The sequence below is a fragment of the Allobaculum sp. JKK-2023 genome (genome assembly GCF_034745455.1).
In the GTDB taxonomy this organism is placed as follows: Bacteria; Bacillota_I; Bacilli_A; order Erysipelotrichales; family Erysipelotrichaceae; genus Allobaculum.
In genome coordinates this window covers 271,210-286,971 of sequence record NZ_JAYERV010000003.1, presented here as the reverse complement: position 1 = coordinate 286,971, position 15,762 = coordinate 271,210, and the positions used below count along the sequence as shown (strand labels likewise).

At 45.4% G+C, this 15,762-nt stretch carries 12 protein-coding genes and 1 riboswitch; of the genes, 11 read left to right on the top strand and 1 reads right to left on the bottom strand.

Annotation, left to right across the window (positions count from 1 at the left end):
• Positions 1-317: 317 nt before the first annotated feature.
• The 5 genes from U4956_RS01250 (at position 318) to U4956_RS01230 (ending at position 4,109) form a co-directional block, all read left to right on the top strand.
• Positions 318-1,061 (top strand): response regulator transcription factor, encoded by a 744-nt coding sequence (locus U4956_RS01250; RefSeq protein WP_323088417.1) that lies wholly within the window; start codon positions 318-320, stop codon positions 1,059-1,061.
• Positions 1,058-2,749: an ATP-binding protein gene (locus U4956_RS01245; RefSeq protein ID WP_323088415.1), complete on the top strand. Its 1,692-nt coding sequence runs from the start codon at positions 1,058-1,060 to the stop codon at positions 2,747-2,749. The genes U4956_RS01250 and U4956_RS01245 overlap by 4 nt, the downstream gene beginning before the upstream one ends.
• Positions 2,746-2,943, top strand: a complete 198-nt coding sequence (locus U4956_RS01240; RefSeq protein WP_323088413.1) for a hypothetical protein — start codon at positions 2,746-2,748, stop codon at positions 2,941-2,943. Before U4956_RS01245 ends, U4956_RS01240 begins: the two co-directional genes overlap by 4 nt.
• Positions 2,944-2,963: 20 nt before the next feature.
• Positions 2,964-3,593, top strand: coding sequence for a GNAT family N-acetyltransferase (locus U4956_RS01235; RefSeq protein WP_323088412.1), 630 nt, complete (start codon positions 2,964-2,966; stop codon positions 3,591-3,593).
• 375 nt (positions 3,594-3,968) lie between these two features.
• Positions 3,969-4,109 carry a hypothetical protein gene (locus tag U4956_RS01230; RefSeq protein WP_323088410.1) on the top strand — a complete coding sequence of 47 codons (141 nt, stop codon included), beginning with the start codon at positions 3,969-3,971 and terminating at the stop codon, positions 4,107-4,109.
• Positions 4,110-4,406: 297 nt separating this feature from the next.
• Here the strand turns inward: U4956_RS01230 and U4956_RS01225 are convergent, their stop codons facing one another.
• Entirely contained in the window at positions 4,407-5,669 is a 1,263-nt protein-coding gene (locus U4956_RS01225; RefSeq protein WP_323088408.1) for an MFS transporter, read from the bottom strand.
• A gap of 351 nt (positions 5,670-6,020) precedes the next feature.
• A riboswitch (Fluoride riboswitch) is annotated at positions 6,021-6,092 on the top strand.
• A 367-nt stretch (positions 6,093-6,459) separates the two neighbouring features.
• Between U4956_RS01225 and U4956_RS01220 the strand changes: the two genes are divergently transcribed.
• The 6 genes from U4956_RS01220 (at position 6,460) to licT (ending at position 15,717) form a co-directional block, all read left to right on the top strand.
• Complete coding sequence (locus tag U4956_RS01220) at positions 6,460-7,833, top strand: IS4 family transposase (RefSeq protein WP_323088407.1); 1,374 nt, start codon at positions 6,460-6,462, stop codon at positions 7,831-7,833.
• A 502-nt stretch (positions 7,834-8,335) separates the two neighbouring features.
• On the top strand, positions 8,336-9,520 hold the full coding sequence (locus tag U4956_RS01215) for a cation:proton antiporter (RefSeq protein WP_323088404.1): 1,185 nt from the start codon (positions 8,336-8,338) through the stop codon (positions 9,518-9,520).
• A 463-nt stretch (positions 9,521-9,983) separates the two neighbouring features.
• On the top strand, positions 9,984-10,928 hold the full coding sequence (locus U4956_RS01210; RefSeq protein ID WP_323088403.1) for an NAD(P)-dependent oxidoreductase: 945 nt from the start codon (positions 9,984-9,986) through the stop codon (positions 10,926-10,928).
• 498 nt (positions 10,929-11,426) lie between these two features.
• The gene (leuS, locus tag U4956_RS01205; RefSeq protein ID WP_323088401.1) at positions 11,427-13,820 is read left to right on the top strand and encodes a leucine--tRNA ligase; all 2,394 of its coding nucleotides are present in this window, start codon (positions 11,427-11,429) and stop codon (positions 13,818-13,820) included.
• Positions 13,821-14,225: 405 nt separating this feature from the next.
• Positions 14,226-14,474 carry a hypothetical protein gene (locus tag U4956_RS01200; RefSeq protein ID WP_323088399.1) on the top strand — a complete coding sequence of 83 codons (249 nt, stop codon included), beginning with the start codon at positions 14,226-14,228 and terminating at the stop codon, positions 14,472-14,474.
• A gap of 376 nt (positions 14,475-14,850) precedes the next feature.
• Positions 14,851-15,717 (top strand): BglG family transcription antiterminator LicT, encoded by an 867-nt coding sequence (licT, locus tag U4956_RS01195; RefSeq protein ID WP_323088398.1) that lies wholly within the window; start codon positions 14,851-14,853, stop codon positions 15,715-15,717.
• Positions 15,718-15,762 lie beyond the last annotated feature (45 nt).

Below are 15,762 nucleotides of genomic sequence, written 5' to 3'. Positions count from 1 at the left end.
ATATAAAAGATGAATGGCTGATTTTAACCGTACTTATAGATATATTTTGATAGTTTGCTTTAAAATGATGGTTGGAATAAGAAGACTGATAAAGTCTAATTTTTTATTCGTACAGTTAAGGAATATGCTTGGTGATGACCCGAAGAATAAAATATCTAAAACGAGCATCAATATTCCTTTTATATGACACGGATCAGATGTGAAAACTAGGAGTGCACTGAATTTGTAATTGCCTTCATGGAGAATCGAAAAAATCAAATCAACCAGATGATGATATTCTTTGTCTTGACTATAATAAGCTCCAATAATTAAACGAAATGAAGCAGAAAGGAAAGCCGGCCGTTCGGGCCGGCACGGTACTTACATTGAGTGAAATCTGGGCCATTGAAGATGATCAGAATATCCGCGATATTTTGATGTATACCCTGCGCTCGACTGGATTTACAGCCCAGGGATTTGAAGAAGCTGCTCCCTTCTGGGAAGCTTTGGAAGACCATCATCCGGATCTGATCTTATTGGATATCATGCTTCCCAATACCGATGGGATGGAAGTTTTAAAACGATTGCGGGCAAATCCGGCGACCCGGACCATTCCAATTATCATGACCACGGCTAAGGGTATGGAATATGACAAAATCCAGGCCCTTGAAGAAGGCGCTGATGACTATCTGGTCAAGCCTTTTGGAATGATGGAAATGGTTGCCCGGATCAAAGCGGTTTTGCGCCGCTGCCAACAGGCCCAATTGCCGGATGCTTCCTGTCGGGATCTGCTGGAATCGGGATTGATCCACATGGATCTGGACAGCCGCAAGGCATGGCTGGCGGATGAAGAGCTGGATCTGACCCGTAAAGAATTTGACTTGCTTGCTTTACTTGTTAAAAATCCAGGAAAAGCGTTCAGCCGGGATGAGCTATTGTATAAAGTCTGGCATACCGATTTTGCGGGGGAAACAAGAACAGTCGATGTTCATATCCGCTCGCTGCGTACAAAACTTCAAGAGGCAGGGGAGCGAATCGAAACGGTTCGCGGGATTGGGTATCGCCTGTCATCAAAGTCATGACCAAACGGATTTACCGCTCGATTCTCTGGGCGTGCCTGATCGTGATGGTTACAACTGTCGGCGCTACGGTCTATGCTCTGTATCAGGCATTTGTCCAAGAATCTGTCGCCCAGCTGGAAAAAGAAACGGAACTGGTTGCTTCGGCTTTAAATCAGGGCATTGATCCCGAAAAAGAAGTTGAAATTCTTGCGCTGGGGGATGTGCGCGTCTGTCTGATTGATTCCGATGGAATGGTTGTCTATGACTCTGCCCATCCGGGTCTGGAACAGAACCATAAAGACCGCGATGAAATCGTGCAGGCGATGAATACGGGCAAAGGCTTTTCGATCCGCCATTCTCATACAATCTCGGAAGAGACTTATAACTGTGCGATTCTGCTCAACGATGGATCGTATTTAAGACTGAGCCAGTCTCATTCTTCAATGCTCAATCTGTTCTTCCAGGCTGTTCTCCCCCTGGTTTTTGTTCTGCCGCTGGTGCTGCTGTTTGTCTGGGGACTGGCCAGAATTTTAAGCAATAATATTGTGGATCCGATCAACCGGATTGATCCTGGCAAGCCGCTGGACAATATTCCCTACGAGCAGCTGCGCCCGCTTCTGGAAAGACTGGACCAAGGCAATCGGCAGATTCACCAGCAGCTCTTACAGCTGGAAACCAGAAACCGTGAATTTGAAGCGTTGACCGCCAGTATGGATGAAGGCCTGCTGATGGTGTCAACGGAAGGCGGGCTGATCTATGCCAATCCGGCAGCAGCCAGAATCTTCAGTCTCCATGAAGACTGGCAGATTCAAGACCATCCAGATCTGGATGAAATGGTTCATCAGGCGCTGGCCGGCAACAATAAACAGAAAAACTGGAAGCGCAAAGGGAGAATCTATTCGCTGGAAGCCTCACCGGTGCGCAACAATGACCAATGCCTGGGTGCATTTATCCTGGCATTGGATGTGACAGAAAAGCTGGAGATGCAAAAGCGCCGGCAGGAATTTACGGCCAATGTGACGCATGAGCTCAAAACGCCCCTGCAGACGATTTCCTCTTCTGCCGAACTGCTCAATTCCGGTCTGGTCAAAGCAGAAGATGTTCCCCGCTTTTCAAGCTATATCTATCAGGAAGCTTCCCGTATGACTGACATGGTCAACGACATCATTCATCTGTCCCGCCTGGAAAATGAAAACGTCACAACGGATCAGAAAACCGACCTCAATGCAGTTTGTGCACGGTGTGTCGAAAAACTGAAACACAATGCGGAAGTCCGCAATGTAACGCTCCATTTTGAAGGAAAGAGTGCCTGGGTGGATGGCAGTGAAGTGGACCTCAAATCCATCGTCAAAAACCTGATCGAAAACGCAATTCACTATAATCGTCCGGAAGGTGAAGTCTGGGTGACAGTGGATTCGGATCAGAAGCAAGTGGTTTTAAAAGTACGGGATACTGGAATGGGGATTCCATCACAATACCGAGAGCGGATCTTTGAGCGCTTCTTTACCGCTGACCCTTCCCGATCTCAATCCGGCACCGGTCTGGGTCTGGCCATTGTCCGCCATGCGGTCGACAATCTTGGCGGCACAATTGACGTCACCTCAAAAACCGGAGAGGGAAGCACATTTACGGTCCGTCTTCCCAAAGCAGCTCTGAATATGGAAGCAAATGTGGAAGAGACCGACACGAAAAGCGATCCTGCCATTTGATTCCAGCCATCATGGACGTTTTTTATGAACAGGCTCTTTTTCGGTTGTGCGAATCAAAAGAATTGGCCACAGTCAACCAAATGGTCTTTAAAGCAGGAACAGGAAGGAACAGTCAAACAGAGAGTAAAGCAACAGTAAAAAATGAAGCGGCAGATATCATGAAGCGGCAGTATAAATATGAGGATGGACAGTGAAAAATGAGGAAGATAGAAAGATGAAAATGGCAAGAGAAAACGCAGCGAACAACCCTTTAAAAATGCGCAACAGAATCACCAGACTGGATCATGCCTACAGCGATGAAAAGTTGATTATGATCAAAAATCCGCCAATGCCGCCAGGGCTGCCGATTCTTGTTGAAGACTATCAGTTTGCGCAGCCGGATTCTAAGCTGATCGTCCAATGGAAGCAGGCGCTGGTCGATCTGGATTTCGTCCAGAATCTCGATGAAGCCGAATTCCAGTGGCAGCGCATGGTGAAAGTGGATGAGAAATTTTTATTGGACCATCTGTACATGATTGTCGATGCCAAGGGAAATCTTGCCTGTTCGGCTGGTTTATGGCCCTATAAAGAAGTCAAAAATGGAATGCGGCTGCACTGGGTGTTTACTGTCCCGGCTCATCAGCATAAAGGACTGGCCAGATCGGCAGTCCAAAAATGCTGCTATGAATTTGGAAAGGAATTTAAAAATCAGCCGATCTATCTTTCTACACAGGCTTCTTCCTGGCCCGCGATTGTTTTGTATGAATCAGAAGGATTTGAGCCCTATACACCGACGCCACAGGCAAAGCAAGCGTGGGATCAGGCCAGAAAGCAGATCCTGCAAGGAGAACAGATCCAGATCTGAAATCAATTTCACAATTATGAAATAACGGTGGATTTAATTACAATTTAATGTGTGAAGAAAGTGGATTATGAGGACGCTTTCTTTTCTATTTGTGTGAAAATTATCAGAAAGGCTTAAACCCATCTGCTTTAAGGGATAAAATCGTCCTCAGCAAGATGCTTATCGACAATTTTTTTAAGCACTTTTTTTGATCGACCTTTAGGCGGCTATTAAGATTAGCTTAAGGAAAAGGTCTCTAAATTCTCCAAGATGCCAGCTGTGAAAATGACCTGAAGTCTGGTCGGAAACGCGTATTCTTTTCGGGGAACAAGTTTTGATCCTTCCTGTATCTGCCGCAAAAACAGATCCCTTATCGACCAGAAAGGAACCAGCACTATGACAAAAACACAGAAGAAAAGATTCATGACCGCCTTATTCTGCCTTGGCTTGGCTTCCTACATCGTCAATGCCTTTAACCCCTTTGCGATTGATGGCGCTGAACTTACCGTAGAAGAAATGGCTCTCGCCATTGAATAAGCTCACTGAAATGACCATTGGGATGAACTTTGATTTCACCTGACCAGAAGCAATTTGCTTTTCACTTTCGTTTGATGGATTCAGCTGTAATTCGGCTTTGATTATGGCTGTGATATTCCTGTTCATTTTTCCTCCTTTCGAAAAAACGGAGTCTTGTTCGGACTCCGTTTTTTCGTGGTTTCTTAAAGAATGGCAACGCCAGAAGGATTCACCTGAAAGGGACGACAAAAAAACTGGCAGCTCAAATTTGCTTGCTGCCAGAATTTGTTTGTTTTTTACAGACCATTGCCTGGCTGCTTATTTTGCTGCATAGACTGGATCGTCCAGCTTATCTGCTTTATTAAAGATCAGAATTCCGATCACAAACAGGATGGCCAGCGTGCCGACGGCAATATTTTGCTGACCGGTAATCTGTGTAATCACGCCAACGATCGTTGTGCCTAAAAAGCTTGCGCCTTTACCGGCAATATCATACAGGCCAAAGTATTCACCGGCCTGATCTTTTGGAATGATCCGGGCAAAGTAGGAACGGGACAGGGCCTGTAATCCACCCTGGAAAAGACCGACGGCTACGGCCAGAACCCAGAACTGCCAGATAGAATGCATGAACAGAGCGAAGAGTGCGATGCAAAGGTAGGCGAAGATTCCAATTTTGATCAGCTGACCGACCGGACGGGTGTTGGCAAGATAGCCAAACAGAATGGCGGAAGGGAAGGCCACGATCTGTGTCAGAAGCAGGGCCATTAACAGACCAGTCTGATCCAGGCCCAGCGAAGTTCCATAAGCGGTCGCCAGGTCAATAATGGTGTACACGCCATCAATATAGAAGAAGAAGGCCAGCATGAATAAGAAGACTTTCTTCTGGTTACGGATATCTTTAAACGTATGACCAAGACGTCTGAAGGTTGCTTTCAGAGCTGATCCTTCTGGCGGGATGGAGTGAGCCTGCTTATAGCTGCGGGCAAGCGGCAAGGTAAAGGCTGCCCACCAGAGGGCATTTAAGGCAAAGACCAGAATCATCACCACATGGAAACTGAGGCCCAGGGTTCCCTGACCTAAGATCAGTCCCAGCGAGACGATAAACGGAACGCAGCTTCCAAGATAGCCCCAGGCATATCCTTTAGAGGAAACTTCATCCATTTGGTCTTCCGAGCAGACATCGACTAACATCGAGTCATAGATGACCAGAGAAATCGAGTAGAGAATCTTGGTCAGCACAAACAGAATCAGGAAGGCTGCCCAATGCGATGGAATCCAGAAACAGAACAACAGGAATGCACCACCCAGAGCATTGAGTAAGAAGATCTTTTTCTTTTTGTGGGGGAAGTCAGCCAGCGTTCCCATTAAGGGCCCGGCAATTGCAACAATGACGGTCGCAATACTTGTTCCGTATGACCACCAGGTCAGATAGTCGGCTTCAGACAGGCCCTGCCCAGTGGCCAGCGAGTTAAAGTAAATGGGCAGAATTGATGCGGTTAAAAGAACAAATGCAGAGTTGCCCACATCATACAAAATCCACTTGAAATCAAGAGATTTCAGTTTATTTGGCTTTTTTGACATATTGAAAGCACCTTTCTTACGTTCAGTTTAACATTTATGAAAGAATCTCCTGTCCTCCCGCTCTGAATTCATGCCCGAAAATGAATCGTCTGATCTGGATTGGCTTTCAATGGCCGGCAAATCGTTTAGAAATCCTCTTTTGTTTCGACTGCCAACAAATGGGCAAATGGTTGACTGGCTGAAAGTTTGGTTTGTGTATCTCGCTCAAAGGATGCCTGGGATTTTAGATCTGTTTTTCTTCCTTAATTTTTCGTCTTCTTCACTTTTCCGTCTTCTTCTGTTTTGTCCAGATTCTTATTTTTCGCAATCAGAAAGGATCCAGTGCTATACTAAGGCCAGAAAAAAACGAGACACCCAAAAGGAAATGAAGTTCTTCCCGGAGTTTTCCAAACCGCCAATCAGGCTGATGACTTCTGCAGGCTTTTTTGTCATGCAGAAAGCATCAGCCTTTTTTGTCTTTTGCCCTGCGCATTCTTTCTAACTTTCTTTGACTTTCTTTGCTCTGGATTTTACTTTTCATGGCGGCTGAAAAGGAAGGCAGAAAATGATCGCACACCAGGGCAGTCTGCCTGAGCGCAGAAGCAGAAAACAGTCCAGCCAGGAAAAAGAACGGCTAAGAAAAGCAATGTCATTTAGCTTAGTTTTTGATAGTTAGTATTGTCCACCATCCGTGCACAGATGGTGGATTTTATATTTTCTGGTTTAACGAAAATTAGCTTTGACAACAACTCTATAATTGTCTAATTTAATCCTTATCACGTTGAAAACATAACTTTATAAGGAGGAAAATATGGCAACTAAAGTTACTTCGCCGTCCGTGATTTATCAAAAATTCATGAAATCCCTTGAGGAATTTGCCTACAAACAGGAGAAGATTCTTGCTTCTCAAACAGGAGCTTTCTCACGAAGTCATTATCGATCATCAAAAATAAACTTGTTCCATTTCCTGAATACATCCATTATCGGGAATGGATCAACACTCTCCGATTTATCCATGAACTATTTCGGCATGGGCAGTGTAAGACCATCTGCTTCGGCACTTGTTCAGACAAAAGCCAAGACTCCAGTCAGCGTATTTTCAACACTGCACAAAGCCACATTGGCACTTTATTCCATGGATAAAAAATATAAAGAACACAGGGTAATCGCTTTTGACGGAACCAATGAACCTGTTGCGCCAAATGAAGATGAACCTGACTACATCATTTATACCAAGAACAAGGAAAACATTATCCGGGCCGGTATTCACGTTAACGCAGCCTATGACGTACTTAATGACAAATTTTTAGCCATCGTCACTCAAGACCAGAGGTCCAAAGACGAACGGGGCGCTGCTATGAAAATGGTCAAGGAGATTCATGAAGCTTATCCTGGCGAGACATTTCTCTTTGTCATGGACAGAGGGTATTTTTCTTATCCATTGTGTAAGCTTATTGAATCCTTAGGGCACAAATACCTCATACGTATGAAAGAACGAGAGTATAGCTGCCTGACTTATACACAGCTTGACCATACAGAAGACCAGCAGATCAGCCGCATTCTTACCCACCACCAAAGAAAAGAGGAAAAAGAAAACCCCCAGATGAAATACCTGGTCAAAAAATCAATGAGACAGATTGATCAAGAATCTGAATTTATTGATTTTGACTGCAGGGTGGTAGCTATCGAGATTGGCGACAACGTCTGGGAAGGACTGATTACCAATCTGGATGAAGCAGAATTTCCTCCGGAGGCTCTTGGATTTATTTACCACCTAAGGTGGCGAATCGAGCAGAGTTTCTCCTGGCTTAAATATGGAATAGGAATGAAACGTATCCACTCGATAAAAGCAGAATACATCATTCAGGAGATTTATTCATCCCTTATCTTCTACAATCTGGTTTCCGAGATCAAAAAGTGTGTTCTTGAATCATCTCAATCGGATAATAAAGAAGAGAATCAGACAACTTATGAATACCAAATCAATACAACTAAGGCGATACGGGCTATCAGGAACACGTTCACCCCGAAGTGGACGAAGAATCGAACGATTCGTCAAATTACAAAAGCGGAGTTTCAGGCTCTGACTGAGGAGCTGCTCAGAGAAAAACTACCCGTTCGGCCGGAAAGGAGCTTCAAGCGAAATCTCCATCCCAATCGTTTGATATGGTTCACCTATCGATAAGTGCATTATATGCGCATCTTATTGATACAAACCACCCATACAATTCTTAAAAACGGCTCTTATCGAAGGGTTGTTTTTAGTGCACCTATTTTGATGAATACAGCCAAATCAATCAGTATATTTTGTGCTTGGTTGGTGCATATGGATATAATCAGCAGCAAATTCTATTCCTATCATCCACTTTGTCTTTGATTTTTATACAAAGTTTGAGGTCATATTTTTCTAGCTAAATGACATTGCTAAGAAAAGAAGAAAAAAATAAAAAAAGAACGGCTAAGAAAAGAAGAAAAAAATAAAAAAAGAATGGCCGAGAAAAAGAGCAGCTGAGAAAGACAAAGAAATCGCTGGCGAGAAATTAACCTGTCCAATGAAGAGCCAATGCCAGAAACAGACCAGGCTGGGATCTGTCGTAGGGCGTTTATGGATGGAAGTTTGGAAGAATGTATGGGTTGGGCAGCCTTTTGGGGTGGAAAGCAGCAAAGAAGAGAAAGGATGAATGAAGATGTTTTTTTCACTGGCTTTAATTCTTCTGGCTGGGCTGAGCCTTGGCTGGATTTGCAAGAAAATCGGTCTGCCGCCGCTTATTGGCATGATCGCAGCAGGAATTCTGATTGGCCCGTATGGTCTGAATTTTCTGGATGCGAATACGTTAGCGATTGGAGCAGATCTTCGTAAGATCGCCCTGCTTGTGATCCTGACCAGAGCCGGTTTGAATCTGAATCTGGACGATCTGAAAAAATGCAGCGTGCCGGCCATTTTAATGGCGTTTGTTCCGGCTACCTGTGAAATTATCGGGACAGTGATTCTGGCGCCAATGATTTTGCATATAACCTGGATCGAAGCGGCTGTGCTTGGCAGTGTCATTGCGGCGGTTTCACCAGCCGTTGTGGTGCCGCGCATGATCAAGCTGATTGAGCAGGGGTATGGAACCAGGCAGGCAGTTCCGCAGATGATTCTGGCTGGATCCAGCCTGGATGATATTTATGTCATTGTTCTGTTTTCGGTCTTCAGTTCTATGGCCGCTGGCGGCAGTTTTCAACCGGCGATGCTGCTCGATATCCCGGTTTCGATTGTCCTGGGACTTGCCGGTGGAGCGGCCTGCGGGTGGACTCTTGGCAGGTTTTATTCCAAAATCAGCCTGCGTAAAGAGATTTGCGCAATTCAGTTTTATGCAATTACTTTTCTTTTGGTTGCCATTGAAAATGCACTGACCGACAAGGTTCCATTTTCTTCTTTGCTCGCCGTTATGACCTTCGCCTTTATTCTCAAACGGCAGGCACCTGAAACGGCGGCTGAGATTAAGAAAACTTCAGATGCAATCTGGGTTCTGGCTGAGATTTTCCTGTTTGTTCTGGTTGGGGCAGTGGTCAATGTCAGCTATGCCTTTGGCTGTGGTCTGCAGGCTGTTGCACTGTTAGCATTGGTGCTGGTTTTTCGAATGGCAGGCGTCTGGCTTTGTGTACGATTTGCACCCATGGATGCGAAAAGCCGTCTGTTCTGCATGATTGCCTATACGCCAAAAGCGACTGTTCAGGCTGCCATTGGAGCGATTCCATTGAGCATGGGGCTGGCATGCGGACAGACTGTTCTGACTCTTGCGGTCCTCTCGATTCTGCTCACTGCCCCGCTGGGGGCTTTTGCGATTGATCATCTATATCCACGGCTGCTGACCAAGGATGAAAGATGAATCCATAAAGAATTGCGTCATAAAGATTCAAAATGGAAGAAGAGCCAAATGGAAGAAGAGATCACGAAGAAAACGATGGAAACTGGCAGAAAAGAAATCTGCCAAAACAGGTTTACCTCTTCAGATCAACATCTTTCGCATAAACCCGTAAAATAGAGTTGTTCATCAGCCAGAAGTCATGGTCCAGAAATCAGCGCGAATGAGCAGAAGGAGTCCATAAGATCGATGGACGCTGAAGCTGAAGCCGAAGTTTTTAAGACGAATGGAGAAATTGACACAGGCTGAACTGCAATGAGACATGATTCCAGCAAGGAAGCAGGAATCCAGATGGTTAGGTGAAGAGAATTTTCAGATAGGCGTCTGGATCTGGTTTCGTTTTGGAAAATCTGGAAGGGAAGGGGCGGCAGTTTCTGTTTTGGCCAGTTTCACAAGGGCTGAAAGTCTCCCTGTCGCGGCGAAGTGAATGAAAATTGTATTGCTTGAAGATCTGGGCGTAAGTCCAGAATGGATCGAAAAAGAAGCTGAAAAACTGCGGGCCATGGGGCATACCTTTGAATCCTATGCACGCACAACCGACCTTGATCTGCTGAAAAAGGAGAGCGAAGGAGCAGATGTAATCATGCTGGCCAATATGCCGATGGATGCCAGCCTGATCGAAGCTGATCCAAACCTGAAGTTTATTGATGTAGCCTTTACTGGAGTTGACCACATTCCAGTGGCACTGGCCAAAGAAAAGGGGATTGCTATTTCTAATGCCTCTGGCTATGCCAACGATGCGGTTGCTGAACTGGCCGCTTTCATGAGTACGGATCTGCTCCGCCATGTCAGTCAACTAGAAGAGCGCTGTCGTCAGGGTGGGACCAAAGCGGGCCTGCGCGGTTCTTTATTAAAAGGAAAGACGGTCGGCATCGTTGGAGCGGGTGAAATTGGAACCCAGACAGCCAGATTACTGAAAGCCTTCGGCTGCAGGGTTCTTGGCTATCGCCGCCACAAAATTACCGACCCGGTTTACGATGCGCAGGTCGATCTGGATACCCTGTTAAAAGAATCGGATATCGTTTCGCTGCATGTTCCATTAACGGATTCGACCCGCCATATGATCGGCAAAGAACAGCTGGCTTTAATGAAACCATCCGCGATCCTGATCAACACGGCCAGAGGAGCAGCCGTAGATGAGCAGGCATTGGTGGAAGCTTTAAACAATGGCCAGATTGCAGGAGCCGGCATTGATGTCTTTGATCTGGAACCGCCGCTTCCCAAAGACTATCCACTGCTGCAGGCGAAAAATATGATCGTGACTCCGCATATCGGATTTGATTCGATTGAATCCATGGAAAAGCGGGCTGAGATTGTATTCGATAATCTCTACGCTTTCCTGGATGGAAAGCAGAACAACAAAATCTGTTAGATTTAGATATACATCATAGAACTTAAAGCCGATCTGTTTTGTGAATGGAAAACGAACAATAACGCGGATAATGCGGACAATAAGGAAACAAGAGTGAACAGCTGGGGCAATCCAGAAATCTGTTGACCCGTATTGATTTGCAAAATGAGCGGAAAGTCTGTGGAATCCGGAAGCTTGCGCACGTCGGGATTGACGGAAAATTCGCAATTTGTTACTGTTTCAGTACAGCGTAAATTTCGGACTAACAGAAACAGAGCCGTCTTTTCAGAGAGTTTGCGGTTGGTGCAAGCAAACAGCGGTGTTTCTGATCTCACCGCAAGAGCTGTCAGCAGACCTGCTTTATAGGCATTCGAGCGCATGATCCAATTTCGATCATGAACCAAGGTGGTACCGCGTAATGATGTTTACGTCCTTCTGGATTCTGGAAGGGCGTTTTTTCTTTGTCCGGCAGGCTGCAGACCGTAAGTTCGAATTCGATAGAAATGAAAGGAAAATTGTATGTACGACCATCAACAAGTAGAAAAGAAATGGCAGAAGTACTGGGAAGACAACAAGACCTTTAAAACGGATACAAGTGATTTTTCCAAGCCAAAATACTATGTTCTTGACATGTTCCCGTATCCATCTGGAAACGGTCTTCATGTCGGCCATCCGGAGGGATATACCGCAACAGATATTGTTGCCCGTAAAAAACGAATGGAAGGCTATAACGTTCTGCACCCAATGGGGTTTGACTCCTTTGGTCTGCCAGCTGAACAGTTCGCCATCCAGACTGGCCACCATCCTTCTATCTTTACGGAAACCAACATTGATCACTTCCGTGAGCAGATTAAATCCTTAGGATTCTCCTACGACTGGGATCGCGAAATTGCGACCTCTCATCCAGACTACTATAAATGGACCCAGTGGATTTTTACGAAGCTGTACGAAAAAGGCTTAGCGTATATTGATGAAATCCCTGTAAACTGGTGTCCGGAGTTGAAATGCGTTCTGGCCAACGAAGAAGTAATCGATGGCAAATCCGAGCGCGGCGGCTATCCAGTTATCCGCAAACCGATGCGGCAGTGGGTTTTAAAAATCACTGAATATGCGGATCGTCTGTTAGAGGATCTCGACCTGGTTGACTGGCCGCAGTCCACCAAAGAAATGCAGAAAAACTGGATCGGTAAATCCAAAGGGGCCAACGTTGTCTTCAAAGTGGGCGGCCACGATAAAGAGTTCACCGTTTTCACCACCCGCTGCGATACCTTATTTGGAGCCACCTATTGCGTTATGGCGCCAGAACATCCTTATGTCGATGAAATCACGACGCCAGAACAGAAAGCAGCTGTTGATGAATACAAGAAGATCTGTGCAACCAAATCGGATTTGCAACGTACTGATTTGAATAAAGACAAAACCGGTGTGTTCACAGGTGCTTATGCGATCAACCCGGTGAACGGCAAGAAAATCCCAATCTGGATTTCTGATTATGTTTTAGCAAGCTACGGAACAGGAGCCATTATGGCTGTGCCTGCTCACGATACCCGTGACTATGAATTCGCCAAAAAATTCGGTCTGGACATTATCCCTGTCCTTGAAGGCGGAGATATCGAAAAAGAAGCCTGGACAGAAGATGGCACTCATATCAACTCCGAATGGCTCAATGGCCTGGGCAAACAGGAAGCCATTGATAAAATGATCGAATGGCTCGAAGAAAACCATGTCGGTGAAGCCAAAACGACCTACAAACTGCGTGACTGGCTCTTCTCCCGTCAGCGTTACTGGGGTGAACCAATTCCAATCATCCATATGGAAGACGGAACCACCAGAACCGTTGATATCGACCAGCTTCCATTGGAACTGCCTGCAACGGATAACTTCCAGCCTGCAGACAATGGTGAATCGCCACTGGCAAACTGCACAGACTGGCTGAATGTTGAAATCGATGGTGTCAAGGGTGTGCGTGAAACCAACACCATGCCGCAGTGGGCGGGAAGCTGCTGGTACTACCTGCGCTATATTGATCCGCACAATAACGATGAAATTGCTGATCCTGAACTGCTCAAACACTGGCTGCCCGTCGATCTTTACATCGGTGGCGCTGAACATGCCGTTCTGCACTTACTGTATGCCCGTTTCTGGCACAAAGTTCTGTATGATTTAGGCGTCGTTCCAACAAAAGAACCATTCCAGAAACTGTTCCATCAGGGCATGATCCTGGGAAGCAATGGCGAAAAAATGTCCAAATCCCGCGGCAACGTCGTAAACCCCGATGAAATCGAAGAATCTCATGGTGCGGATGCTTTGCGTGTGTATGAAATGTTCATGGGACCACTCGAATCCGGTCTGCCATGGTCTGAAACCGGTCTGGATGGAACCAGAAGATGGCTTGAACGTGTATGGCGCTACTTCACAAGCGTTGCCAACTACAGCGATGAAAACGACGGGGCTTTAGATAAAGTCTATAACCAGACAGTCAAGAAAGTTTCCAACGACATTGATTCGCTTAACTTCAACACAGCCGTTTCTCAGATGATGATCTTCATGAATGAAGCCTATAAGGCCAAATCGATCTATCGTCCTTATGCCGAAGGCTTCGTGAAGATGTTCTCCACTTTCGCTCCTCATTTAGGTGAAGAAATCTGGCAGCACATGGGCCACGATCATACGATCGCTTATGAACCATGGCCGACCTGGGATGAATCGAAGCTCGTTGAAGAAATGAACACAATCGTCGTTCAGGTCAATGGTAAAGTGCGTGGTCGGTTTGAAGCGCCAGTGGGCACAGCTGAAGATGCCTTAAAAGAAGAAGCGATGGCTTTACCATCAGTTCAGAAACATATCGAAGGCAAAGAAATCAAGAAAGTCATTGTCATTAAAGGCAAAGTGGTCAACATTGTTGCCAAGTAGTCCAGCAAATTGAACGCTGACTCTGGAATCTGACGCTGACTTCTGGCTTTCGAGTCTGGCTTTACAGGCCAATCTGAAGATTCTGATTTGGAAAGCCTGGTCTTTGGATCTGAAAATTTTGAAATTGAATCCGCCTCGAATGCCTGGCATTTGGGGCGTTTTTTTTGCCTAAATTATCGACAGTGCTTTATCCATAGTAGTTAGCGGCTCTCTGTATAGCCGAAGGATATCGATTGTCCTCAACATCCCGACCAATGGTGATATGCCAATCGGTTGTTGTTCATACGCTCTCTGGAAGAATCTGAAGAAAGTTTTGTCGTACTTCCTTTGCATAAAGTAAGTGATAAGACGAGGAAGTCATTCGAATCGTATCTGCCAGGAGGGCAATTCGGAAGGAAGAAACGGATGATTTGGAAAGTAAAGGTGAGATTTATGACTGATGAATATGATTTCAGCCAAAGAAAGGGAAACTCTTATGCCAAAGTTTTGAAAAAGCAGATTACCATCAACTTGAGTGATGAAATTGTTGATTATTTTAAAAGTCAGTCAGCGGAATGCAAAATCCCCTATCAGACGCTCATCAAGTTGTATCTTCAGAATTGTATAGATCGCCAAGCAAAGCCAAAATTTAGAATGGTTTTTATTAGAGCTTAGAGCGTTGGACTTTGAGCTTTTTTTGTGTACGGGGCAGGATGCTTAATTTTCTGGTGAAAGTTCAGTGACCACGGGTTTTCATCGCCAATTGTAGATAGGCCGAAGCGCTCCGACCGTAAGGAGAGTCGTGAAGGAAGGTTAAAACATCGAGCCTATCAACAAAGAACACCAATCTATGTTGACATCGTCTTGATGATCTGGTTAAATGGTCCACGTACAACGGATTGTTACTGTGTTCGACCAGGCTATACCTTATGTACACACGAAACCAAAGAAAGCACTTAGATTTCTGGCGCTTTTTCGTGTGTCTGCAGGTATAGCCTTTTTTTGTCTTGACTTACAGTACAGTTGGTTTGCACAGAAAGGATGAGGAAGTATGAACGTTGAAAAAGTCATTAACAACAACCTGGTGCGCTCCCGGAACCTGAAAGGTCATGAAATTCTGGTCATGGGCAGCGGTCTTGGCTTCAAGAAAAAACCAGGAGATGAAATTGACTGTCTGAAAGTTGAGAAGATCTACCGTCTCGACACCCCCAAAGAACAACAGGATCTGGAGCTGATTCTGGCCAGAGCTCCCCTGGAAGTTTTGCAGGCGGTCAATGAAATTGTGGCTTATGGCAAAAACAGTCTGCACACCGAGCTCAGTGACGGGCTGACAATAAGCCTGGCGGATCATATCTCATTTGCTGTGAAACGACACCGTGAAGGTCTGGATTTACGAAACGCCCTGCTCAGTGAACTCCGTTCGTTTTACCCACATGAATATGAAATTGGAAAGGTTTCGCTGCAGATTATCCAGAAATATACAGGAGAACTGCTGCCGGAAGATGAAGCAGGCTTTATCGCTCTGCATTTCATCAATGTAACCAGCCAGATGAATTCCATGTCGGAAACCAATGAAATGATGCAGCTGATTCGAAAGATTCTCTCGCTGGTGGAATACGATTGCCAGATTGAACTTAATCGCAAATCGATTCAGTATGAACGATTTGTGACACATCTGAAGTATTTTTCCCGTCGGCTTTTTGCCGAAAAGCAGGGAGAAGAAACAAAGACTGATCCCGGTCTATACCAGATGATCAAGAGCAGTTACAAAAAGGCATATCTTTGTGCTTTGAAGGTAGCCAATCTCACTATGACCGAATACGGAAAGAAGCTTTCGGATGAGGAACTCATTTATCTCTCGATTCACATCAACCGGCTGATTGATCTTTTCAATCAGAACAACCGAAACGATCTATAAGAAGTGATCCTCTTACAGGATTCATACACAGAACAGAAAGGACCA